The 24,094-nt window shown below is 54.5% G+C and carries 18 protein-coding genes and 2 tRNA genes; 3 read left to right on the top strand and 17 right to left on the bottom strand.

Features of this window, described 5'->3' with window-relative positions; genetic code table 11:
* The first annotated feature begins 22 nt into the window (after positions 1 to 22).
* Entirely contained in the window at positions 23 to 859 is an 837-nt protein-coding gene (locus FFS57_RS15630; RefSeq protein ID WP_137938737.1) for an IS1/IS1595 family N-terminal zinc-binding domain-containing protein, read from the top strand.
* A gap of 572 nt (positions 860 to 1,431) precedes the next feature.
* Here FFS57_RS15630 and aroC read toward each other — a convergent pair.
* From aroC to rnr, 6 genes are all read right to left on the bottom strand, one after another.
* Positions 1,432 to 2,535 carry a chorismate synthase gene (aroC, locus tag FFS57_RS15625; RefSeq protein WP_137938736.1) on the bottom strand — a complete coding sequence of 368 codons (1,104 nt, stop codon included), beginning with the start codon at positions 2,533 to 2,535 and terminating at the stop codon, positions 1,432 to 1,434.
* Between the two features lie 175 nt (positions 2,536 to 2,710).
* Positions 2,711 to 3,883, bottom strand: a complete 1,173-nt coding sequence (locus tag FFS57_RS15620; protein WP_137938735.1) for an ABC transporter permease — start codon at positions 3,881 to 3,883, stop codon at positions 2,711 to 2,713.
* On the bottom strand, positions 3,880 to 4,647 hold the full coding sequence (locus tag FFS57_RS15615) for an ABC transporter ATP-binding protein (RefSeq protein ID WP_137938734.1): 768 nt from the start codon (positions 4,645 to 4,647) through the stop codon (positions 3,880 to 3,882). The genes FFS57_RS15620 and FFS57_RS15615 overlap by 4 nt, the downstream gene beginning before the upstream one ends.
* A complete protein-coding gene (locus FFS57_RS15610) occupies positions 4,644 to 6,101 on the bottom strand; it encodes an alpha/beta fold hydrolase (protein ID WP_137938733.1) in 1,458 nt (485 codons plus the stop codon). Before FFS57_RS15610 ends, FFS57_RS15615 begins: the two co-directional genes overlap by 4 nt.
* A 94-nt stretch (positions 6,102 to 6,195) precedes the next feature.
* On the bottom strand, positions 6,196 to 7,062 hold the full coding sequence (locus FFS57_RS15605) for a ferritin-like domain-containing protein (protein WP_249384013.1): 867 nt from the start codon (positions 7,060 to 7,062) through the stop codon (positions 6,196 to 6,198).
* Between the two features lie 881 nt (positions 7,063 to 7,943).
* Complete coding sequence (gene rnr / locus FFS57_RS15600; protein ID WP_502705920.1) at positions 7,944 to 10,268, bottom strand: ribonuclease R; 2,325 nt, start codon at positions 10,266 to 10,268, stop codon at positions 7,944 to 7,946.
* Between the two features lie 80 nt (positions 10,269 to 10,348).
* Here rnr and FFS57_RS15595 point away from each other — a divergent pair.
* A tRNA-Leu gene (locus FFS57_RS15595) sits at positions 10,349 to 10,433 on the top strand.
* A 55-nt stretch (positions 10,434 to 10,488) separates the two neighbouring features.
* Positions 10,489 to 10,573 (top strand) — tRNA-Leu (locus tag FFS57_RS15590).
* Between the two features lie 407 nt (positions 10,574 to 10,980).
* Here the strand turns inward: FFS57_RS15590 and sucD are convergent.
* The 11 genes from sucD to sdhC form a co-directional block, all read right to left on the bottom strand.
* Entirely contained in the window at positions 10,981 to 11,865 is an 885-nt protein-coding gene (gene sucD, locus FFS57_RS15585) for a succinate--CoA ligase subunit alpha (RefSeq protein ID WP_137938732.1), read from the bottom strand.
* A gap of 25 nt (positions 11,866 to 11,890) precedes the next feature.
* Entirely contained in the window at positions 11,891 to 13,060 is a 1,170-nt protein-coding gene (gene sucC / locus FFS57_RS15580; RefSeq protein ID WP_137938731.1) for an ADP-forming succinate--CoA ligase subunit beta, read from the bottom strand.
* Between the two features lie 113 nt (positions 13,061 to 13,173).
* Complete coding sequence (lpdA, locus tag FFS57_RS15575) at positions 13,174 to 14,604, bottom strand: dihydrolipoyl dehydrogenase (protein WP_137938730.1); 1,431 nt, start codon at positions 14,602 to 14,604, stop codon at positions 13,174 to 13,176.
* Between the two features lie 121 nt (positions 14,605 to 14,725).
* Positions 14,726 to 15,964 carry a 2-oxoglutarate dehydrogenase complex dihydrolipoyllysine-residue succinyltransferase gene (gene odhB, locus FFS57_RS15570; RefSeq protein WP_137938729.1) on the bottom strand — a complete coding sequence of 413 codons (1,239 nt, stop codon included), beginning with the start codon at positions 15,962 to 15,964 and terminating at the stop codon, positions 14,726 to 14,728.
* Between the two features lie 67 nt (positions 15,965 to 16,031).
* Positions 16,032 to 18,866 (bottom strand): 2-oxoglutarate dehydrogenase E1 component, encoded by a 2,835-nt coding sequence (locus FFS57_RS15565; RefSeq protein ID WP_137938728.1) that lies wholly within the window; start codon positions 18,864 to 18,866, stop codon positions 16,032 to 16,034.
* Between the two features lie 204 nt (positions 18,867 to 19,070).
* Positions 19,071 to 20,360, bottom strand: coding sequence for a citrate synthase (gltA, locus tag FFS57_RS15560; protein ID WP_137938727.1), 1,290 nt, complete (start codon positions 20,358 to 20,360; stop codon positions 19,071 to 19,073).
* A gap of 107 nt (positions 20,361 to 20,467) precedes the next feature.
* Entirely contained in the window at positions 20,468 to 20,692 is a 225-nt protein-coding gene (locus FFS57_RS15555; protein WP_249384012.1) for an FAD assembly factor SdhE, read from the bottom strand.
* 21 nt (positions 20,693 to 20,713) lie between these two features.
* Complete coding sequence (locus FFS57_RS15550; protein ID WP_137938725.1) at positions 20,714 to 21,415, bottom strand: succinate dehydrogenase iron-sulfur subunit; 702 nt, start codon at positions 21,413 to 21,415, stop codon at positions 20,714 to 20,716.
* A 21-nt stretch (positions 21,416 to 21,436) separates the two neighbouring features.
* Positions 21,437 to 23,203 carry a succinate dehydrogenase flavoprotein subunit gene (gene sdhA, locus FFS57_RS15545; protein ID WP_137938724.1) on the bottom strand — a complete coding sequence of 589 codons (1,767 nt, stop codon included), beginning with the start codon at positions 23,201 to 23,203 and terminating at the stop codon, positions 21,437 to 21,439.
* Positions 23,203 to 23,550, bottom strand: a complete 348-nt coding sequence (gene sdhD, locus FFS57_RS15540; protein ID WP_137938723.1) for a succinate dehydrogenase, hydrophobic membrane anchor protein — start codon at positions 23,548 to 23,550, stop codon at positions 23,203 to 23,205. The genes sdhA and sdhD overlap by 1 nt, the downstream gene beginning before the upstream one ends.
* On the bottom strand, positions 23,544 to 23,918 hold the full coding sequence (gene sdhC / locus FFS57_RS15535; RefSeq protein ID WP_137938722.1) for a succinate dehydrogenase, cytochrome b556 subunit: 375 nt from the start codon (positions 23,916 to 23,918) through the stop codon (positions 23,544 to 23,546). Before sdhC ends, sdhD begins: the two co-directional genes overlap by 7 nt.
* Positions 23,919 to 24,094: the final 176 nt, after the last annotated feature.

Below are 24,094 nucleotides of genomic sequence, written 5' to 3'. Positions count from 1 at the left end.
ATTCCAAGATACCAATTAGGTTATGCGCACTGACAACCCCACTAAAATCGTGATGCCCCCACCCCTGCAGCAGGTCGTCGGCCGGCTGGCCGATGCCGACCGCGTCATCGCCTTGCAGCTGTGGGCCGACGAGCCCGCCCTGCGCACGCTGGTGGCCATTTTGCACAGCCTGCATCCCACGACCATCAAGCTGCGCGGTTGTCCATACTGTCACAATCGGTCGCTGCGCCTGGAGCTTGATCACGGGCTGCCACGGGCCTACTGTCGAGCTTGTGACAAGGCATTCAGTACCGCCACCGGTACCCCCTTTTTCCGGATCCAGCAGAAAAATCATCCCGCCTTGTATGGCACGCTGTTGGTGTGGTGGGGGCCGTGGACCGCGTACTACGCCTGGCGGATTGCCGGTTGTAGCGATACCAAGCAGTTCGCAGATTTCCGACGACGCTTGCTACCGCTGTTTGACGAACGCAGCGAGGACGAACCGCTGGTGTCACAGCCGGCGTGGCGACTGGGGTTCACCCCGGCCCAACAGGGCGTGCGCTGCCCACGCTGCGCCAGCGATCAACTGGCCTACCGCCGGCGCCTGCAGGCGAACCCACAGATCGAATGCCGGGCCTGCCGGCATTTCTTCCTGCTGCATACGCAACACCGGCATGGTCTGCCATTGCCTGCTGACGTGGCGTGCCCGGAGTGCCACAGCCAAGCCCTGATCCGCCGTTTCACCAAACCCGACGGGCGCCAGGTGTACCGTTGCCGGGATTGCTGGCGCGAGTTTGTCGAGGGCAATAAACGTCCCGGTCTGAAGCTGCGACCGCGTACCCCCAAGCCCCCCCCACCGCCGGAACAAGGCTCCAGCTGAGCGGCGCATGACTGGTCGCGTTCGCTGGCTGGGCAACAAGCCAGTCCCAATTCTGTGCTCTCTGCCGTCGCTCCCCGGTCACGGACGGTTGCCATCAGGCCACCGCCCACTGACCGGTGTGCATCGTATGCAGCCAAAGCGAGTCGTAACAGCTCCGTCAATGTAGCCCTGACCTTTGTTGAGCAGCGGCGGGTAGGATAGCCGACGCAAGCACCGATTGTTCGCGGCCAGCCTGTGTGCTGGCCAGCGCGCCATGAGCCACATACCCACCTGAAAGATATCCTGATGCGCTTACCAGCCTAGTCGGGAAGCCGCCTTGGTGAACAATTGCCGGATCACGGGCAGACTGGCGCTGCTGTTACCTTAAAAGCTGGTGAAGTGGTTTTGCGAGACTTACACTGGATGTTTTCTATCGAAAAACATTTGGAGTCATAACCCCGCCAGCAATGGACCGCCAAGTCACGACAAATCAAGACAGCTACTGGCAACACTGCAGAAAATGTGTTGCCAGCCAAGTATGGATTGCACAAACCGAGCAATCGACCCAAAAACCCGTCAAACCAAGTAGGTATCTACTTACCAATACGCGCTGGAATCACCGGTGTATCCACCCGCACATCGCTGCACTGTGCACGGTGGCGCAAAGCATGGTCGATCAATACCAACGCCAGCATCGCTTCGGCAATCGGTGTGGCACGGATGCCCACGCACGGATCATGACGCCCAGTGGTTTGCATCATGACCTGATTACCGGCTTTGTCGATGGAGCGACGTTCTTGCGGAATACTGGAGGTCGGTTTCACAGCAAGGCTGACGCAGATATCCTGCCCGCTGGAGATACCCCCCAGCGTACCACCCGAGTGATTGCTGGCGAAGCCTTGCGGAGTCAGTTCATCGCAATGCTCTGAACCACGTTGGGCAATGCTGTCGAAGCCCGCACCGATTTCAATTCCCTTGACTGCATTGATACTCATCATGGCATAGGCAATGTCGGCATCCAGTCGATCATAGACCGGCTCACCCCAACCCACCGGGACGTTTTCCGCGACGACTTCAATCCGCGCACCGATCGAATCACGCTCGGCACGAATGTCGTCCATATAGCTTTCCAGCTTTGGCACAATCTCGTTGTTTGGGGCAAAAAACGGGTTCTGCTGGACTGCCTCCCAGGACTGAAATGGAATCCGGATCTCGCCAAGCTGACTCATATAGCCCCGAATCACCACGCCGTAACGTTCGTGCAGCCATTTTTTTGCGATGGCACCAGCTGCGACCCGGACTGCCGTCTCACGCGCGCTGGAACGACCGCCACCCCGATAGTCGCGAATGCCATACTTGTGCCAGTAAGTGTAATCGGCATGCCCCGGGCGGAATGTTTCGACGATCTTGCCGTAATCCTGACTGCGTTGATCGGTATTACGAATCAGCAAGGCAATGGGGGTGCCGGTGGTTTTACCTTCAAAGACACCGGAGAGAATCTCGACGGTATCCGGCTCCTTGCGCTGCGTGACATGGCGCGATGTACCGGGCTTACGGCGATCCAACTCAGCCTGGATATCGGCTTCCGTCAGCGCCAGCCCCGGCGGGCAGCCATCCACCACGCAACCGATCCCTGGCCCGTGCGATTCACCAAACGAAGTCACGGTGAACAACAACCCGAAGCTACTTCCTGACATGCTGCCTCTCCTGATGCGCCCAATGCCACGCAATAAAGTTGCGGCATTTGGCATTGATGCCGAAAAAAGATTGCCAGTTTAACACAGGCACTCAACCGGAAGCCTGTACTGACGCGGAAGACAATGCCATTGCTGCCGGTAGCGCAATCAACGGAGATTCCACCCCGCTGCTTGGTCAACGTCCTGCCAAAAGTCGCTCCGCCCCCAATTGCCGTGCCAACAACCACACCATCAGCATGGCGCCGGCCAATGGCACCAGATAGAGCGGCAGCCATTGCGACCAAGCCAGCGATTCGCCGCGCAGCAGCTTTTCCAGCGCGTAATATTGGCCGTTGACCGGCACCCAGGTGATCCAGTCAGGCAGCTTGTCCTTGGCAAACATATTGAACAACGGCAACAGTGCAACCATGCTGACCGACAGAGACATGGCTGTTTGCGCCTCCTTGATGGTTTTGCCGAATGCACCGAAGGCTAGCAAGGTAGCTGCCACGAATAATGCAAACGGTGCCAGCACCAGCAGGAAACCAGTGAATTCACGCCAGCCAAACAAGAACGGAATGCCAACGTTTGGCAATGGTGCCAACGCCAAGGTCAGGATATAGCCGAGCAATGAGGCGCAGGCCACCAGAACGTTTGCCAACCCGACTGCCAGCCATTTACCCAAAGCCAATTGCAACGGCCTCACTGGGTTACCCAGCAAGGGCTCCAGTGACTGTCGTTCACGTTCGCCAGCAGTGGCTTCCAGTGCGGCCCCCATGGCACCAAAGAACAGGCCATACAAGGAATAGAATGCGAGCACCGACAGAATGGCCGAGCCACTTTGCTCCGGCGTTGCCAGATCCACTCGTGTCACCGCAATCGGAGAGGCCAGTACAGGCGATACGCCTTGCAACGCCATGCGTGCCGCAGCCAACTGGTACTGATATTGCACCAGCAAGTGTTGGATCACGGCCAGCTTGCCACTGGTTTTCTGGTCAGAATAATCCCCGATCAACCGCACTTCGGCTGGTAAGCCTTGAGCAAAACGCCGGGTGAAAACATCCGGTATATCCAGCACAATGGGAAGCTTGCCCGCCTGTTGCTGATCCATATAGTCCGGTGGCGCAGTCTCGACCGCCACCCCCTGTCGGATCAAAAAAATAGCCAGCTCTGGCGCAGCCTGGCGGTTGGTCATGGCAAGTGTGATATCGCTTTGCCGCTCCAGCGCCAGATTGATCATGGTAAAGATGATACCCAGCACCAGCGGGCCTGACAGCAACACCACCACACCCAACATCATCAACGATTTGCGATCACGGACAATGTCCAACAACTCCTTGCGGAAAACAGCAGAAACCAGACGCATCATGCGAACAAGCCCTCTTCCGTCCCCAACACTCTGACAAAGGCATCTTCCAACGTGGCGCTACCGGTCTGCTTGCGAATGGTTTCCGGTGTACCCTGCGCCGCCACACCACCCTTGTTGATGATCACCACCTCATCGCACAATTCGCCTACCTCCTGCATCACGTGACTGGAAAACAGCACCGTCTTTCCGTCGGCCTTCAGGGTACGAATCAACGTGCGCATGGCACGTGTCGCAAGAATATCCAGGCCATTGGTGGGTTCATCCAGCAACACGATATCCGGATCATGTACCAGAATACGAGCTATTGCCGTTTTCATCCGCTCACCCTGCGAGAATCCGGCAGTAGGTCGATCTGCAATAGTTTGCATGGAGAGCTGTTCGATCAACTGATTGGTTCGCTGCTGCAGGCGATTTGTCGGGATGCCGTGCAACTGACCAAAGTAACGAATATTTTCACTTGCGGTCAGCCGCGGATACAACCCCTTTGCATCACCCAGCACACCCATTCGTGTACGCAGGCCAAGGAGATCTTGTGCAACATCCACCCCATCCACTTGAATACGGCCAGCATCCGCCCGCAACACACCGGCAATAATGCGCAACAACGTGGTCTTGCCAGCGCCGTTAGGGCCCAGCAAGCCGGTGATCTGCCCGGAGCGGGCGGCAAAGCTGACTTCTCGCAATGCCACTACCTCGCGCCGTTTGCGAATCAACCTGCCCTCCTTGAGCACGAAACGCTTGGCGATGCATTCCACGGCGATCATGGTCGTGCCTCCTTGTCGCTGACGAAAAATGGAAGTGGCGGCATTGTCTTCAGCTGCAACTCGCACTCTTTGGCTACCTGGCCAGCCTTAGCATCGCGGATGAATTCGTGAATGACACGTGGAATACAACGGTTTGGACTGATGACATGGCCCAGTTGCGGTGCCAGCAATTGATAACGGTTGACCAAACCCTGCGCCACCCTGTTCGCATAAGCCGGCGGCGTAACCGGATCGAGTCCCCCTGACAGCAACAAAGTCGGAACATTGGACTTCACCATCCCCGACAGTGGCTTTGCAGGCAAACGCCATGCCTGACAAACCTCACGAGCCATGCTCTGCATCGGACTGAACAGGTGCAGCCGATTGGGTGGCACCCCATCCACCACACCATCCTCAACACAGGCGACGGCAAAATACAGCAAGCTGTTGACCTGTTCGCCCATTTGCTGACTCAGTTGACTATAAGCGGCCAACAACGGAGCCACCTCACCTTGCCCCGCCAGATGCAGCAAGCGTGGTACCCAAGCCTGGGTTTCAGGCTGATAGAGCATTGCACCCAGACTGGCCGCCAGACCAGCATGGCCAAACCGGCCCATCAAACGCGTGGCACGCCATGGGTGCGGTTGGTCTACCGGCAAAGGGGATTGATTCAGACGTTGTGGCAAATTTGCCATGGTTTGCTGAAGCCGAGGATAGGCTGCTCGGCAAGTGGGCGAACGCTGGCAGTCCGCCACAATCGACGCCATGCGTGCTTCGTTGTTACCTGCAATGTCGATCGTCAACCTTACATCGGGTGGCACCACGCCATCCATTACCGCCGTACGCACCCGCTCAGGATGTAATCGCAGGTATTCCTGTACCACCCGGGTGCCGTATGACCCACCCCACAAATTGAATTGCCTGATCCCCAACCGTTGACGAACCAGCTCCAGATCACGGATATAGTCATGGGTAGCATAATAGCCAGCCACGTCGCGCAAAGTGTCAAAACAATGCTTTGCGCCTTCTGGCAACAGTCGTCCCGCCAGCAGATCCGGCAGTGGATCGTCTTCAGATGGCAACTTGCAATCCAGCGACTGACTGCGCCCGGTACCTCGCTGATCAATCAGCAACACATCCCGCTCTCGTCGCAGCGCGTTCAGCGCCAGCGTCAGGCGGCCCAGCTGACTGGCCGCCTGACCGGGCCCGCCTGCCAGCAAAACGACTGGATCTGGCATCGGATTACGGGTCAGCGCCGGCAATCGCACTACCTGCACCCGAATGCTGCGGTTATCACTTGGCGCCAACGGTGCTTCGACCATTGCACACTGTACGGCACTGGGTAAATCATCAATCCGGCAGGATTCGAACACCAACGTAGAATTTGTGGCAATTGCTTGGCTGATCATCAACATCGCGCTCAATCCGCCAATGACCGGAATACACTGCCAACACGTGACAAAATTGACTTTCATGTTTTTCCAACTCAATATGCATCCCCACCCATCCAGCCAATCCACGAGTCCGTTTTTGGCCGATGATCGGGGCCAAGCAGGGTGACGAACCGGATTACATGGCCGGGTTTCCGATGCTGAGCGAGGTCAGCAGCTGCAATTCGATCTCATCAAATCCGGCCCGACGCCGGGCATCCCGATTCAGATCTTGCGAAATCATGGGCGCACCATATTCCCGATAAAGGTGCCGGAATGTGTCAACTGGCTCCAGCCCACGCTGTTCGCAAAGTTGGCGATACCAATGATTGCCAATGGCAACATGACCAATCTCGTCACATAAAATGATATCCAACAAATCAGCCGTCACTGTATCACCGCACTGCCGCAACCGCTTTTGAATACCAGGTGTCACGTCCAGGCCTCGCGCTTCCAGAATACGAGGAACCAGCGCCATTCTGACCAACACGTCATGGCCGGTCTTTACGGCCATTTCCCACAGACCATTATGCGCGCTGACATCGCCATAACTGGCGCCCAACTCCGCCAGGCGGCCTGCCAGCAAAGTAAAGTGACAGGCCTCTTCCGCCGCCACTTTCAACCAATCCCCATAATACGCTTCAGGCATACCATGAAATCGATAGACCGCATCCAATGCCAAATTCACAGCATTGAACTCAATGTGTGCAATCGAATGCACCAATGCAACCCGACCATCCAGCGTGCTCAGTTGACGTCGTGCAACCTGATTCGGCGGTACCAATAGCGGACGTTCGGGCCGGCCCGGCCGGCATATGGGCAGCACGGGTGTCATTTCATCCCACGTCAACTTACCTGCTCGCCACGCCGCATACAACGCATTAGTCCGCGCCAACTTATCTACGATACAACTGGAGGTCAATGCAGCATGTGCCCCGCTATGAAGCCCGATGGGAATCATTGCTCGTTCACCTGACGTAGCCTGTTTTGGACGGAAAACGCTCATTTTTTAATCAGGCCAGAAAAAAGGCTGAGATTTGAGAAGGATAGATTGCTTATCCACACGCCCCTCACAGGGCTACCAATGTGAATTGTGTATGAATCGTGACGCTCTAAACAAGCAGTAGACCACACCCAGCCAAGCATTGGACACTGCACAAAATTTAACCACCATCGAATTGAGCTGATGTATCAAATATTTAACTTACTTACCCACATCGTACCCACATAGGACTCCACGCCACATGTGGACGGTGTCGGGTACCCAGTGAACCGCATTCAGTAAGTCTTATGACACTACCGTCAACCGAGACGATCAATTCCGCTTAACCTAAGGTATTGCCCGATTTCCAGGCTACCGCCAAAAAATCTAGTGGAACAGTACATTAGCTCAACAATTCACATCCCACTCACATAAGTCTTCATGCCAATGGTGGATTATCAAGACCCGTCATCGTATTGATCATACTCATTCACAACCACCAGCCGCCCAAAATTCGAGCAACCTTAAAATAGGCTGCCAACTCAATAGGCTGGCGCGCTTGCCCACAACCTGCACACACCCTCTTCCACCTAGAATGTGGATTGAAGCCCACTACGGAATACTCAGCCATCTGCACGAAATTTAAGCACCACATAAATATCAATGCATATCAAAGCATTGCCAAGCCAATCCACAGGCAACACACACTCCTACCCACTCAGACTGTGAATCAATGTAGCGGAGCAGCCATATTGAGCAACAAAAAAAGCGAGTAATGGTGGGCCACCCAGTTACTCGCTCGATTTGCTCATTTTATGAGCAGTCAGAAAAAATCCTTGCTACTCATCAACCTGGCCATCCTATCCACAGCCTACACACACCTCCACTCAGGTAAATGTGGATGATCAAACCACTTTCTTCGGCTTTCTCACACGTGACTTGGTTGGTGTGACGGGCCCTCGTTCATCAGCGTCCGCATCAGGCTTATCCTCCACCAGCACAAAGTCAATCTTGCTGGTCTCCAAATCCACTCTCACAACCTTGATTCGAACCCGGTCACCCAAGCGGTAACGTTGCCCAGTACGCTCACCCACCAAGCAATGCAAGGCTTGATCGAAACGGAAATAATCACTGCCCAGTTCCGAGATATGGACCAAGCCCTCCACATACACGTCATCCAGCAGCACGAAAATACCGAAACTGGTCGCCGCACTGACGGTACCAGTGAAGCATTCGCCCACCCGATCCTTCATGTAGAAACACTTCAACCAGTTTTCGACATCACGGGTGGCATCATCCGCGCGGCGTTCGGTCATGGAACAATGAATACCCAACTCAGCCCATTTCATGCCCGGCTTGTATTTGTCTTCGCGCAAGACAGCCTTGATGGCGCGGTGCACCAACAGATCAGGATAACGACGGATTGGCGAAGTGAAATGGGTGTAGCCATCGTAAGCCAAACCGAAGTGCCCAACATTATCCGGGCTGTAGACCGCTTGCTGTAGTGAACGCAGCATGGCTGTCTGCAACAGTGCTGCCTCCGGCTTTTGCTTCACCTTCTCCAGCAACTGGGCATAATCCTTTGCATGCGGATCATCTCCGCCAGGCAAGGTCAGGGCGAACTCCTTCAAGAAGGAGCGCAGGTTATCCAGCTTCTCAGCGGTCGGGCCTTCGTGAATCCGGTATAGCGCTGGGTGCTCATGTTGCTGCAGGAAGTCTGACGCACAAACGTTGGCGGCCAACATACACTCTTCAATCAAACGATGTGCATCGTTCCGCGACACAGGTACGATCCGATCGATCTTACCCCCATCATTGAAGATCATCTGCGTCTCAACCGTTTCAAAGTCAATGGCACCACGACGATGCCGTGCCGCCAACAAAATCTGGAACAGCTTGTATAGATGCTCCACATGCGGCAGAACGGTCGAGTACTCCTCACGCAACGGGCTGGCCGGCTCGCTCAGCATTTCCCACACTTTGTTGTAGGTCAGTCGCGCCTTGGAATGCATGACCGCCGGGAAGAACCGGTACTTCTTGATCTCACCCCTGGCCGAAATGCTTATGTCGCACACCATGCACATGCGTTCGACATCCGGATTCAGTGAGCAGATACCGTTGGAAAGCTGTTCCGGCAACATGGGGATGACGCGCCGTGGGAAGTACACGGAATTTCCGCGCTCCCGTGAGGTGATATCCAGCGCGTCATCTGGCCGTACGTAATAGCTGACATCCGCAATCGCCACCACCAACCGCCAACCTTTACCTGCTGGCTCACAGTAAACGGCATCGTCGAAATCCCGCGCCGTTTCGCCATCAATCGTAACCAGTGGCATCTCGCGTAGATCTTCGCGCTTGAGCCCAGCATCCGGCTTCCAATCCAGCTTGCGGACTTTCTTGGGTGTCTTTTTGGCCTGAGCTTCTGCCTCAGCTGAAAATTCAAATGGCAGATCGTGTTTGCGCAAGGCAATTTCGATCTCCATACCCGAATCACCATAGTTACCCAATATTTCAATCACCCGACCCTGCGGCTGAGCATATTTGTCCGGCTGGGCAATCAGTTCCACCATCACCACTTGACCAGATTGGGCATCGCCTACATCCTGCGGCGCAACCAGAATATCCTGACTGATGCGCTTATCCTCCGCTACCACGAACAGCACACCGCGCTGATTGAACAATCGGCCTACCAGCTTGGCGTTGCGGCGTTCGAGCACCTCCACGATCCGACCTTCGCGACGTCCCTTGAAATCTTTACCAACCTCTTTCACCAGGGCACGATCACCATGCAATACCTTATGCATTTCCTTCGGCCCCAGGAACAGATCATCCCCACCATCGTCAGGCACCAGGAAACCATACCCATCCTTATGGCCTTGCACACGCCCCTTGATCAAGTCCAGTTTCTCAGCAATGCAAATGGCACCTTTGCGGTTCAGCATGATTTCGCCATCGCGCTCCATGGCACGCAACCGGCGCTCAAACAGCGATATTTCCTCCTGGCGAATATCCAACCAGTCTGCAAGGCTATCGGCATAAACCGGCACACCTTTGTCGGTCAGGATCTGGATGATGAATTCACGACTGGGAAGCGGATTTGGATAATTGGCTTTTTCACGTGCCAAGAAAGGATCAGCAAGCCTCAGGCTGGTTTTCTTGTTCTTGTTTTTCTTACCTTTTACGGCTGATTGAGAAATTTTTTCTGTTTTCTTGCTTTTTTTGTTTGACAAATCGAAAGTCCTCTATATAATGCGCAGTCTCTTCAGCAGCACTAGCAGCAAAAAAGCACTGCGCAAGAGAGATTATACAGGCCCAGGTGGCGGAATTGGTAGACGCACTAGTTTCAGGTACTAGCGGGTAACTCCGTGGAGGTTCGAGTCCTCTCCTGGGCACCAAATAAAATATAGTATTTGGTGAGACAAGTCGGCTGTATAATTGAAATCCTGAAATGCCCAGGTGGCGGAATTGGTAGACGCACTAGTTTCAGGTACTAGCGGGTAACTCCGTGGAGGTTCGAGTCCTCTCCTGGGCACCAGAATATATAAAAAGTCATTACAAGATGTAATGGCTTTTTTGTTTTGTTCTGTTGACTTTACCCTGCCTTGCACGCACTTCCCCAATATCACTATTTGCAGTTACCAAGCCCGGTAAAGCAACCTTGGTCAAGCATGCGAGCCAAGCCAAGTAAGCTGGCATCACCCTTTTAGCAATACCCTGCACTGACTGACTCGAATCACGAACAAAGCCGGTTCTGGTTAAGTGTGCAAACAAAGGCAGCAGGCAAGCACGGCAAGTTCGCCCAACAATACCGGAAGGATCTTGCTGGCAACCATTAATCCATCCAACGCCATTTCAATCTCTACACTCCACCACTAAAACAAAACGCCACCCGAAGGTGGCGCTTGTCGCATTGACCAGATAACCGGTCAACCTGCTTGAGGCTTACAACATACCTTTTTCTTGCAGCAGCTTGACCATGGTCGAGCCCAACTCTGCAGGGCTGCGGGTGTAAGCGATGCCAGCCTTTTCGAAGGCAGCAAACTTCTCTTCTGCTGTACCCTTACCACCAGAGATGATCGCACCAGCGTGACCCATGCGCTTGCCCTTCGGCGCGGTCACACCTGCGATGTAACCAACGATTGGCTTGGTCACGTGCGCCTTGGCGTACTCAGCAGCTTCTTCTTCGGCGGTACCGCCGATTTCACCAATCATGATGATCGCTTCGGTCTGCGGATCTTCCTGGAACAACTTCAGTGCATCGATATGGCTGGTACCAGGAATCGGATCACCACCGATACCGATACATGTCGACTGACCCAGACCAGCAGCGGTCGTTTGCGCAACCGCTTCATAAGTCAGGGTACCGGAACGGGATACGATACCGATACGGCCCGGCTTGTGGATGTGGCCAGGCATAATGCCGATCTTGCACTCACCCGGGGTGATGATACCAGGGCAGTTCGGGCCGATCAGACGGGAACCGCTGGCCTCAACGTAACGCTTCACCTTCAGCATGTCCAGGGTCGGTACGCCTTCGGTGATGGTCACGATCAGTTTCACACCTGCATCAACCGCTTCGATGATCGAATCCAATACGAACGGTGCCGGTACGTAGATTACGGAAGCATCAGCCTGAGTTGCATTGACCGCTTCCTTCATGGTGTTGAACACAGGCAGGTTCAGGTGGGTCGTACCACCCTTGCCCGGCGTCACGCCACCAACAACCTTGGTGCCGTAAGCCAGCGCCTGTTCTGAGTGGAACGTGCCGTTTTTGCCGGTGAAGCCTTGCACCAGCACTTTCGTATCTTTATTGACTAATACGCTCATTTCGAACTCCTAGTGTGCTGGTGGATTAAGCTGCTTTAACAGCGGCAACGATCTTCTGCGCAGCGTCTGCCAGACCTTGCGCCGGGATCAGCGTCAGACCGGAGTCGGACAGGATCTTCGCGCCCAGCTCAGCATTGTTGCCCTCCAGACGAACCACGACCGGCACAGTCACGTTGACTTCCTTCACTGCAGCAATGATCGCTTCAGCAATCATGTCGCAACGAACGATACCGCCGAAGATGTTGATCAGCACGCCTTGAACGGACGGATCAGCCAGAATCAGCTTGAACGCTTCGATCACGCGCTCTTTGGTCGCACCACCACCAACGTCCAGGAAGTTGGCAGGCTGGCCACCGTACAGCTTGATGATGTCCATGGTTGCCATCGCCAAGCCAGCACCGTTCACCATACAACCAATATTGCCTTCCAGCGCAACGTAGTTCAGGTCGAATTCGGAAGCCTTCAGCTCACGCTCGTTTTCTTGCGACTTGTCGCGTGCAGCAGCCAAAGTCGGTTGACGGAACATAGCGTTGGAGTCGATACCGATCTTGGCATCCACGCAGCACAAGCTACCATCGCCACGCACTGCCAGCGGGTTGATTTCGAACAGGGCAAAGTCGTTTTCGACGAATGCCTTGTAAGCACCCATCATCAGCTTAGTGAACTGCTTGATCTGGTCATCGTTCAGGCCCAGTTGGAAACCAACTTCACGCGCCTGGAACGGCAACAAGCCAACCAGCGGATCAACCGTGACCTTCAGGATTTTTTCCGGTGTATTGTGTGCCACTTCTTCGATTTCCACGCCGCCTTCAGTGGAAGCCATGAAGGTCACTCGACGGGTGGAACGATCTACCACTGCACCCAGATACAGCTCACGCTGAACTGGATACATGTCCTCACAAACCAGCACGCTGTGAACCGGCTGACCGTTTGCGTCGGTCTGATAGGTCACCAGACGGGTGCCCAGCAGGTTCTTGGCCACTTCGGCAGCTTCGTCCGCAGACTTGACCACCTTCACACCGCCAGCCTTGCCACGGCCGCCAGCATGTACTTGTGCCTTGATCACGGCAAACTTGCCAGCCAGACCACGGAAGGCATTGGCAGCCTCTTCCGGCGTGTTGGCCAGAATGCCCTGTTGAACCGGCAAGCCATACTTGGCCAGCAGTTCCTTTGCTTGATACTCGTGCAGGTTCATTGCTTAATCCTTTTCTTGGAAGGAGTGAGGGTATGGGTGAGGAGCTTTAGGCTTGCTCTCAACCGATCGCTTTACAATCGGACAACAACAATGCCAATCCCCTCACACCTTGTTTAGTTATGGATGGCGCGCTTGTCGCAACCCAACGCCGCTTCGTGAATGACCTCCGCCAGGCTCGGGTGAGCATGGACGATGCGGGCAATGTCTTCGCTGCAGGCGTGGAATTCCATCGCAACAACCGCTTCGGAAATCAACTCGCCGGCCATCGGGCCAACGATATGCACGCCAAGAATGCGGTCAGTCTTGGCATCAGCCAACATCTTGACGAAACCTTGCGCCGCGTTGAGGCTATGCGCACGGCCGTTTGCTGCAAACGGGAAACTGCCCTTCTTGTATTCGACGCCTTCGGCTTTCAACTGCTGCTCGGTCTTACCAACCCAAGCGATTTCCGGCGCGGTGTAGATCACCCAGGGAATGCAGTTGAAGTCCAGATGCGGCTTCTGACCGGCGATGCGCTCAGCCACGGCCACGCCTTCTTCCGACGCTTTGTGCGCCAGCATCGGGCCACGTACCACATCGCCAATCGCCCAGACATTGGGCAGGCCAGTATGGCAATGATCGTCCACTTCCACGAAACCACGCTGATCGATACGCAGACCCACTTCCGGCACAGCGATACTGTCGGTATTGGGTACACGGCCAACAGCAACGATCAACTTGTCCACTTCCAGCAGCTGCTCTGCACCTGCGCTGTCGGTGTACTTGATCTGGATGACCTTCTTGACCTTCTTGGTCTCGGCGATCTTCACACCAGTCTGAATCACCAGGCCCTGTTCTTTGGTGAACAGGCGCAAGGCCAGCTTGGACACTTCGTCGTCTGCAGCCGCCAGGAAGGATGGCATCGCTTCCAGTACGGTCACGTCCGCCCCCAGGCGCTTCCATACGCTACCCATTTCCAGACCGATCACACCTGCACCGATCACACCCAGGCGTTTCGGTACCACAGGCAATGACAGCGCACCTACGTTATCCAGCACATCGACATTGTCCACGTCGATACCTGGAATGTAGCGCGGCTTGGAACCCGTAGCGATGATCACATGCTTGGCTTCCACCACTTCCGCTGCGTCGCCAGATACCTCTACCAGCCACTTCTCATTTTCACGCTTCAGGATCTTGCCATGACCGTGCAGGCTGGTGACCTTGTTCTTTTTGAACAGCAGGCCGATACCACCGGTGAACTGGTTAACGATCTTTTGCTTGCGCTCCAGCATTTTCGCCACATCAACTTTGGCGCCGGTCACGCTGATACCGTGCACTTCCGCTTCGTGCTGGATTTTATGGAACTGCTCGGAGGACTCCAGCAGCGCCTTGGAAGGGATACAACCTACGTTCAGGCAAGTGCCACCCAGCGCAGGCTTGCCGTCAGCGCTCTTGTTTTCGTCAATGCACGCAACCGAGAAACCCAACTGTGCAGCACGAATGGCTGCTACATAACCGCCAGGGCCGGCGCCGATTACCACGACGTCAAACGATTTGGACATGGATCATTCCTAATTTGTCGAACTTGCATTTGGCCACAACCAAATACTGTCTATGCCGTACCAATGGACTGGCCGACGCAGGCACCCAAGGGCACACACGCCGGCCGGAAAGGCACCGCTATTACAGGTCCAGCAACAGACGAGCCGGATCTTCGATAGCTTCCTTGATCGCCACCAGGCTCAACACCGCTTCGCGGCCGTCGATGATACGGTGGTCATAGGACTGTGCCAAATACATCATCGGGCGAACTACAACCTGACCATTTTCAACCACAGCACGCTCCTTGGTGGCGTGCATGCCCAGGATGGCTGATTGCGGTGGATTGATGATCGGGGTGGACATCATCGAACCGAAGGTACCGCCATTGGAGATGGTATAGGTACCACCCGTCAGTTCTTCAATCCCCAACTTGCCTTCTTGCGCACGCTTACCAAAATCAGCGATCTGCTTTTCGATTTCGGCCAAGCTCAGCTGGTCTGCATTACGGATGATCGGCACGACCAGACCACGTGGACTACCAACAGCCACGCCGATGTCAAAGTAGCCGTGGTAAACGATGTCGTTACCATCAACCGATGCATTGACGATCGGGTATTTCTTCAGTGCATGGACAGCTGCCTTGACGAAGAAACCCATGAAGCCAAGCTTGATACCGTGTTCTTTTTCGAAACGATCTTTGTACCTGCCACGCAGCTCCATTACCGGCGCCATGTTCACTTCATTGAACGTGGTCAGGATGGCGTTGGTTTGTTGCGATTGCACCAGACGCTCTGCAACACGAGCACGCAGGCGGGACATCGGTACGCGCTGCTCTGGGCGCTCACCCAAGGCAACAGCAACTGCCGGCGCAGCAGCCAGTTGCGCCGGCTTGGCTGCAGGCGCAGGAGCCGACGCGGCTTTGGGTGCGCTCATGGCGTTGCTGACATCTTCCTTGGTCACACGGCCGCCGCGGCCAGTACCTTCCACTTTGCTGGTGTCAACATTGTTTTCGTCAGCCAGCTTACGCGCTGCGGGCATCACTGCCGTGCCAAAACCCACTGCGGATGCAGGAATACCTGCCTCCTTGGCGGCTTCTGCTACCTTGGCCATATCAGTTGCAGGTGCAACGGCACCAGCCTTGGCTTCGGTATCGATCTGCGCAATGATTTCATTGCTGACTGCGGTTTCGCCGCCTTGCTTAACGATCTTGACCAACACACCCGCTTGCGGTGCCGGCAACTCCAACACAACCTTGTCGGTTTCCAAGTCGATCAGGTTTTCGTCACGCTCAACGTATTCGCCTTCCTTCTTATGCCAGGCAACCAGTACGGCTTCTGCAACGGATTCCGGCAATTGCGGAACTTTCACTTCAATCAGCATCGTTTTCTCCGATTTTTGTTTCTTGCAACGGGCAATCCAGGATTGCCCGCCTCAACCATTTGGTGGATTACTTCTTGATCACAATCGCTTCTTCAAGGAAGGCCTTCAACTGTGCAACGTGCTTGCTCATGTAACCCACAGCAGGCGATGCACTGGAAGGACGACCAGCGAACGACAGAGTCTGTTTCGGGCTCAATGCAGCTTCCAGACGATGGCGGATCGACAACCATGCACCTTGGTTACGCGGCTCTTCCTGAACCCATACGATTTCCTTGGCCGCGGAGAACTTGGCCAGTTCTTCTGCAAAGTTATCGGTCGGAAATGGATACAGCTGTTCCAGACGAACAATCGCCACGTCGCTGACCTTGCGCTCCTTACGGGCATTGACCAGATCGTAGTAAACCTGACCCGAGCACACCACAACACGCTTGACCTTCTTCGCATCGATTGCCGAATCCACTTCACCGATAACAGGCTTGAAAGCACTGGCATACAGCTCGGATAGATCCGACATTGCTTCCTTGGCTTTTAACAGGCGCTTGGACAGCGGCACAATCAGGGGTTTCCGATAGGGGCGCAGCATCTGGCGACGCAGCACGTGGAACCACTGAGCCGCGGTCGTTGGCATCACCACTTGCATGTTGTGCTCGGCACACAGTTGCAGATAACGCTCAACGCGGCAGGACGAGTGCTCAGGACCTTGGCCATCGTAACCGTGCGGCAGGCTCATCACCAGGCCACAATAACGGCCCCACTTGGTTTCGCCTGAGCTGATGAATTGGTCGATTACTACTTGTGCGCCGTTGGCGAAGTCACCGAATTGTGCTTCCCAGATCACCAATTCATTCGGCTCAGCTGATGCGTAACCGTATTCGAAGCCCAATACCGCTTCTTCGGACAGGATCGAGTCGATCACCAGGAAGTTGGCTTGCTTTTCAGACAGGTTGCGCAGCGGAACATATACGCCCTGATCCCAACGCTCACGGTTTTGATCGTGCAACACGGCATGACGATGGGTAAAGGTGCCGCGACCGCAGTCCTGACCGGACAAGCGTACGCTATAGCCACTCTCCAGCAACGAAGCGTAAGCCAGGGTTTCTGCCATACCGAAGTCCAGCGGGGCCTCGCCACGACCCATTTTGCGGCGCGCTTCGATCACATTCTTTTCGACACCAGGATGCAGCTTGAAGTCTTCCGGAATCGAGGTCACTTTTTCGGACAAGCGCTTCAAATCACCTTGCGGCACAGTGGTGTCCACTGGATGTGCCCAGTGCGTACCCTTGAACGCGCTGAAATCAATCGCAAAGCTACGCTGGTAGTCAGACAGCGTGGTTTGCTCAACATGCTCACCACGATCCAAGGCATCACGATAAGCCTTGATCATGCCATCCGGCTCATCACCCTTGATCACACCTTCAGCCAACAGCTTGTCTGCATATAGCTTTCGGGTACCCGGGTGCTTTTGGATCTTCTTGTACATCATCGGCTGGGTCACGAACGGATCATCCGCTTCGTTATGGCCCAACTTACGGAAGCACACCATGTCGATCACGACATCTTTGTGGAACTGCTGACGGAAATCCAATGCCGCCTGAACCACGAATACCACTGCTTCCGGATCATCGCCATTTACATGGAAGATCGGTGCATCGACCATCTTCGCGATGTCCGTACAGTACAAAGTGGAACGGCTGTCGCGCGGATCGGAAGTCGTGAAGCCGATCTGGTTGTTGATGACGAAATGGACTGTACCGCCAGTACCGTAACCACGGGTCTGGGACAATGCCAGTGTTTCCATCACCACGCCTTGACCTGCAAAAGCAGCATCGCCATGCAGCAATACTGGCATTACCTGATCGCCAGTACGGTCGCTACGACGTTGTTGACGTGCACGCACCGAACCTTCCACCACTGGGTTGACGATTTCCAGATGTGATGGATTGAATGCCAACGATACGTGGATTGGACCACCTGGTGTTGGGATATCGCTGGAGAAGCCCATGTGGTACTTCACGTCACCCGACGCCAGTTCGTCGTTGTATTTACCTTCGAATTCGGAGAACAGATCACGCGGCAGCTTGCCCAGCGTGTTTACGAGGACGTTCAAGCGACCACGGTGCGCCATGCCGACAACCATTTCCTGCACGCCCTTCTCACCTGCGCGCTGGATCAGCTCATCCATACCTGCAATCATGCTTTCGCCACCTTCCAGCGAGAAGCGCTTCTGACCGACATAACGGGTATGCAGGTATTTTTCCAGGGTTTCTGCGGCAGTAATCTTGTTCAGAATGCGCTTTTTCTTACTGGGCGCGAATTCCGGACGGGAACGCGCACCTTCGAAACGCTCCTGAATCCAGTACTTCTGTTCGGAGTCGATGATGTGCATGTATTCCAGACCAATGCTGCCACAGTAGGTCTGCTTCAATGCATTCACGATTTCGGACAATGGCGCTTGCTTGGCAATACCATGCAGTGAGCCAGTATTGAATGTGACCGCCATGTCTTCAGCAGTAAGATCATGTGTCGCCGGGTCCAGCTCAGGGATAGTCGCGGTGTCGGAGCGCTTCAGTGGATCCAAGAAAGCGTGACGGTTACCGAGAATGCGGTAAGCACTGATCAAACGCAGTACCTTGACTTGCTTTTGGGTGATTTCCTGCTGGGTCGCAACGCTTTGCTGCGATGCATAACGCGGGGTCTTGGTTAGCTGTACGAAAGACTGCTGGATCGGCAGGTGCGGGATATCGCGATCGGTCGCGCCCGGCAACTGTTGCAGTTTGTCGAAATAATCACGCCATTCCGGTGTCACCGCCCCGGGGTCTGCCAGATATAACTCATACAACTCTTCAACAAATGGTGCATTCCCCCCAAACAGGTAGGAATTGCTCATCATGGTTTTCATCATGGCGGTTGCCCCCTTAAAGGCTTATCAGTGGTTATTTCAACAAACAGCTACATGTGCCCTCCGTTATCATTACAGTCAGAGGACGAGAGCCACCCTGCCCCAATCAGGCATAACAAGACACTTCCGCCTTGACGGAAGCAAGGTGCCATCTCGTGACTACGCATGTGCTGTCGGGGCCGGCATTGACCGGCCCCAAAACAGGTATTACTTACGTGCGTCGAGCTGCACGTAATCGCGGCGCTGTGCGCCGGTGTACAACTGGCGCGGACGACCAATCTTCATGCCCGGATCGGAAATCATCTCGCTCCAGTGTGCAATCCAACCAACAGTACGCGCCAATGCGAAGATCGGCGTGAACATGGCAACCGGAATACCGATTGCGGACAGCACGATACCGGAGTAGAAATCGACGTTCGGGTACAGCTTGCGTTCGATGAAGTATGGATCTTCCAACGCAATCTTTTCCAATTCCATCGCCAGCTTGAACTTCGGATCGTTGTGCAGACCCAATTCGGCCAGCACTTCGTCACAAGTCTGCTTCATGATCTTGGCGCGTGGGTCCATGTTCTTGTAAACGCGGTGACCAAAGCCCATCAGCTTGTGGGTCTTGTTCTTCACGCCTTCCATGAATGCAGGCACGTTTTCGACCGAGCCGATTTCGTCCAGCATTTTCAGAACCGCTTCGTTCGCACCACCATGCGACGGACCCCACAGGCAAGCGATACCAGCAGCAATACATGCAAACGGGTTGGCACCTGACGAACCTGCCAGACGTACCGTCGATGTAGACGCATTCTGTTCGTGATCGGCATGCAGGATGAAGATACGATCCAACGCCTTGGCCAGCACCGGATTTACCTTGTACTCAGACACCGGCGTGGAGAACATCATGTGCAGGAAGTTTTCCGCATAGCTCAGGCCCGCTTTCGGATAAGAGAACGGCAAGCCTTTGCTGTAGCGGTAAGCTTGTGCAGCAATGGTCGGCACCTTGGCGATCAGTCGGAAAGCCGATACTTCGCGGTGGTGCGGATCGTTGATGTCCAGCGAATCATGGTAGAACGCGGACAACGCCCCCACTACCCCTACCATCACCGCCATCGGGTGTGCGTCGCGACGGAAACCACGGAAGAAATTGTGAATCTGGTCGTGCAACATGGTATGACGCAGCACCATGTAATCGAAGTCTTCCTTCTGCTTGGCGGTAGGCAATTCGCCATTCAGCAGTAGGTAGCAGCTTTCGAGGTAATCACTGTGCTCTGCCAATTGCTCAATTGGGTAACCGCGGTAGTAAAGCTGCCCAAGATCACCATCAATGAAGGTGATCTGGGATTCACATGCAGCGGTCGCCAAAAAGCCGGGGTCAAACGTGAACATGCCGGTTTTGGAGAAAGCACGGATATCAACAACGTCCGGACCCAATGTGCCTGGCAGCACCGGAAACTCTTGCGTGTCTTTTCCGTCGTTGTAGGTCAGCGTGATTTTGCGGTTTTCCATCTGGAGCTCCTAAGAGAGTGTCCTGTCAACCGGGTCGCAAGCGCCCGGTGAATCGAGTGTATTGTTAGTTATAGTGCCGGTCTGATGTCAGCACCTGTTGTTCAATTTCAGCAATCTCTGATTTTTTGGAGAATTGCCTGCAAGCGCTCATCCGGGTGGTCGGTGATACCATTTGCCATATCCAGCAAATCGTTATCCGGTAGAAACAGGAGATCCTTGTAGGACTCCAATTCCTCTGGGGATAGCCTGTCCAGCCACCGAGCCATAAACTTCTCCAGCATCAGATCCAGCTCCAGCAATCCCCGCCGTGAACGCCAACGGATACGATCCATATCGCTCATTGATCGGCCCGTTTACACTGCACGCTTCACCATCAATTCCTTGATCTTGCCGATCGCGCGTGTCGGATTCAGCTCTTTCGGGCAAACATCCACGCAGTTCATGATGGTATGACAGCGGAACAGGCGATATGGATCTTCCAGGTTGTCGAGACGCTCCGCGGTTGCTCGATCACGTGTATCGGCAATGAAGCGATACGCCGCAAGCAGGCCAGCCGGGCCAACAAACTTGTCCGGATTCCACCAGAACGACGGGCATGAGGTCGAACAGCACGCGCACAAGATACACTCGTACAGGCCATCCAGCTCCTTACGTTCTTCTGGCGACTGGAGGCGTTCGCGCTGCGGAGCCGGTTCGTCGTTTTGTACGTAAGGTTTGATCGAATTGTATTGATTAAAGAATTGGGTCATGTCCACGATCAGGTCGCGGATGACCGGCATACCCGGCAACGGACGCAACTCAATCGGTTGCTTCAATGTAGCCACATCGGTAATACAAGCCAGGCCATTCTTGCCGTTGATGTTCATTGCATCAGAACCACACACACCTTCGCGGCATGAACGGCGGAAACTTAGCGTATCATCGACATTTCTCAGGCGCATTAACGCATCGAGCAACTTCTTGTCGGAAGGCTCCAGATCAATGTCATAGTCCTGCATATATGGCTTGGCATCGACATCTGGATTGTAACGGTAAATGCTGAATTTGACTTTCATCTTGCTATCCTTCCGAACCGATTAGAACGTCCGCTTGATCGGCGGAATGTGCTCGACTGTCAATGGCTGCGTGTGCACCGGCTTGTACGTCAGGCTACGATCCGCAGCGTAGTACAGCGTGTGCTTCGTCCAGTTGGCATCGTCACGTTCAGGGTAATCGTCATGTGCGTGCGCACCACGGGACTCCTTACGTGCTTCAGCCGATACTAGGGTAGCCACTGCGACCTCGATCAGATTCTCAAGTTCCAGCGCTTCAACACGCGCCATGTTGAAGACTTTGCTCTTGTCCTGGATCTGCGTACGCTTGGCACGTTCAGCCACTTGCTTGATCTCTGTCACACCAAGACCCAAGTTCTTGTCGGTACGGAATACGCCTGCGCGAGCCTGAACTACTTTTTGCATTTCAGTACGCACGAAGGAGACTTCTTCACCACCGACCTGCGAATCAATACGGGCTACGCGCGACAAACTGAAGTCCGCTGCGTTTACCGGCAACGGCTTATGGCTTGAACGCTCCTTACGGATAAAGTCGACCATGCTATTGCCTGCTGATTTGCCAAATACGACCAGATCGAGCAACGAATTGGTACCCAGGCGGTTGGCACCATGCACTGAAGCACATGCACACTCGCCTGCCGCATAGAAACCATTAACTCGCGCTTCCGGATTTTCACCCTTTGGCACAATCACTTCACCCAGATAATTGGTTGGGATACCACCCATCTGGTAGTGACAAGTCGGGATAACGGGGATCGGTTCTTTGATCGGATCGACGCCAGCGAATTTGATCGCGATTTCACGGATCGAAGGCAGACGCTGCTTGATGATGTCCGGGCCCAGGTGATCCAGTTTCAGCAGTACGTGGTCTTTTTCCTTACCGGCGCCACGGCCTTCCAGCACTTCCAGTGCCATACAGCGGGAAACGAAGTCACGTGGTGCCAAGTCTTTCAGGTTTGGCGCATAACGTTCCATGAAACGTTCACCATTGGCATTCAACAGAATACCGCCTTCACCGCGCACACCTTCAGTGATCAATACACCTGCACCTGCCACACCGGTTGGGTGGAATTGCCAGAATTCCATGTCTTCCAGTGGGATGCCTGCACGGGCAACCATACCCAAGCCATCACCAGTGTTGATGAATGCGTTGGTCGATGCCGCGAAGATTCGCCCCGCACCACCCGTTGCAAACAACACAGCCTTGGCATGCAGGATCATGATTTCGCCGGTTTCCATTTCCAGCGCAGTCACCCCCACCACGTCACCTTCGCTGTCGCGGATCAGATCCAATGCCATCCACTCGACAAAGAACTGTGTCTTGGCACGAACGTTACGTTGATACAGGGTATGCAACATGGCATGACCAGTCCGGTCAGCAGCAGCACAGGCGCGTTGAACTGGGGTCTTGCCAAAATTGGCGGTATGACCACCGAACGGGCGCTGATAAATTCGGCCGGAATCAACACGATCAAACGGCATGCCGAAGTGTTCCAGCTCAATGACCGCGTCAATCGCATTACGGGTCATGAATTCGATGGCATCTTGGTCACCCAGCCAGTCCGATCCTTTCACGGTGTCGTACATGTGCCATTCCCATTTATCCTCCTGCACGTTACCCAAAGCGGCAGAGATACCACCTTGTGCAGCAACGGTATGGGAGCGAGTAGGGAATACCTTGGACAAGACAACGGTCTTCAGACCGGCCTCAGACAGTTGCAGCGCGGCGCGCAGGCCAGCACCACCACCGCCAACGATGACTGCATCAAATTGACGAATAGCGACGGCCATTACACACCCCACAATACTTTAACGGAATACACAAAACAGCCCACCAGCCACAGGATGGTCAGCACATGCAGTGTCAGACGAACACTGACAGGCTTGACATAGTCCATCCAGATATCGCGGACACCCACCCAGGCATGGTAAAGCAATGCCAACATGGTGACCGTGCTAAACAGGCGTACCCAAGTCTGCTGGAACAAGGCCTTCCAGCCGTCATAGCCCTGACCATTTGCACAGAACAGCAGTACGATCAAAAGCGCCACATACGCCAGCATCAATACCGCAGTAATGCGTTGTGCCAGCCAATCCTTCAGGCCGTAATGTGCCCCCACCACCACACGATTTACCATAGTAAGCCCCCCACAACCACGGTCAGCACCAAGCTGATGCCAATCACCGTCTTGGCTGTATTACGTGCGGTGTGCAGCTCCGTTCCCTTGTGCATATCCAGCAACAGGAAACGTACGCCAGCACAGGCATGATGAATGAAAGCCCACAACAGACCGATCAACATGATTTTGATCAATGGGTGAGCCACTGCAGCTTTGTAAGCTTCAAACTGATCCGCCGAACTTAGCGAACCCTGAAACAGGCAGATGACAAATGGAATGGCAAGGAACATGGCTGCACCACTGATGCGGTGCAAAATCGACACGATCCCCGGGATTGGCAGCCTGATCTTCGGTAGATCGAGGTGCTTGGGTCTTTGTTTTTGCATCGTTGATTCCCTTTTCAACGGCACGCAAGATGCGAACCGAGCTTCCCTCTTAAGTAACGGCGGTGCCGGAGCGACACTGCACCGTTGCCTGCCCCAATGTCATTCGCCTTTGAAGCAAAAACAACCAACAAAAGCAACCTGCATTAAGGCCAAACTATGCAAGTTTAGCAAAAAAC

The sequence above is a fragment of the Chitinivorax sp. B genome, assembly GCF_005503445.1.
Lineage (GTDB): Bacteria > Pseudomonadota > Gammaproteobacteria > Burkholderiales > SCOH01 > Chitinivorax.
This window is presented reverse-complemented; position numbering and strand designations above follow the sequence as displayed.

Bases quoted from the DNA above. Each gene is read 5' to 3' on its own strand.
- sdhA (WP_137938724.1), bottom strand. From the start codon at position 23,203: ATGGCCGTCGCTATTCGTCAATTTGATGCAGTCATCGTTGGCGGTGGT.
- FFS57_RS15555 (WP_249384012.1), bottom strand. From the start codon at position 20,692: ATGGATCGTATCCGTTGGCGTTCACGGCGGGGATTGCTGGAGCTGGAT.
- sdhC (WP_137938722.1), bottom strand. From the start codon at position 23,918: ATGCAAAAACAAAGACCCAAGCACCTCGATCTACCGAAGATCAGGCTG.
- FFS57_RS15630 (WP_137938737.1), top strand. From the start codon at position 23: ATGCGCACTGACAACCCCACTAAAATCGTGATGCCCCCACCCCTGCAG.
- sucC (WP_137938731.1), bottom strand. From the start codon at position 13,060: ATGAACCTGCACGAGTATCAAGCAAAGGAACTGCTGGCCAAGTATGGC.
- FFS57_RS15615 (WP_137938734.1), bottom strand. From the start codon at position 4,647: ATGATCGCCGTGGAATGCATCGCCAAGCGTTTCGTGCTCAAGGAGGGC.
- FFS57_RS15565 (WP_137938728.1), bottom strand. From the start codon at position 18,866: ATGATGAAAACCATGATGAGCAATTCCTACCTGTTTGGGGGGAATGCA.
- sucD (WP_137938732.1), bottom strand. From the start codon at position 11,865: ATGAGCGTATTAGTCAATAAAGATACGAAAGTGCTGGTGCAAGGCTTC.
- lpdA (WP_137938730.1), bottom strand. From the start codon at position 14,604: ATGTCCAAATCGTTTGACGTCGTGGTAATCGGCGCCGGCCCTGGCGGT.
- FFS57_RS15620 (WP_137938735.1), bottom strand. From the start codon at position 3,883: ATGATGCGTCTGGTTTCTGCTGTTTTCCGCAAGGAGTTGTTGGACATT.
- FFS57_RS15610 (WP_137938733.1), bottom strand. From the start codon at position 6,101: ATGAAAGTCAATTTTGTCACGTGTTGGCAGTGTATTCCGGTCATTGGC.
- aroC (WP_137938736.1), bottom strand. From the start codon at position 2,535: ATGTCAGGAAGTAGCTTCGGGTTGTTGTTCACCGTGACTTCGTTTGGT.
- FFS57_RS15605 (WP_249384013.1), bottom strand. From the start codon at position 7,062: ATGAGCGTTTTCCGTCCAAAACAGGCTACGTCAGGTGAACGAGCAATG.
- odhB (WP_137938729.1), bottom strand. From the start codon at position 15,964: ATGCTGATTGAAGTGAAAGTTCCGCAATTGCCGGAATCCGTTGCAGAA.
- FFS57_RS15550 (WP_137938725.1), bottom strand. From the start codon at position 21,415: ATGAAAGTCAAATTCAGCATTTACCGTTACAATCCAGATGTCGATGCC.
- sdhD (WP_137938723.1), bottom strand. From the start codon at position 23,550: ATGGTAAATCGTGTGGTGGTGGGGGCACATTACGGCCTGAAGGATTGG.
- gltA (WP_137938727.1), bottom strand. From the start codon at position 20,360: ATGGAAAACCGCAAAATCACGCTGACCTACAACGACGGAAAAGACACG.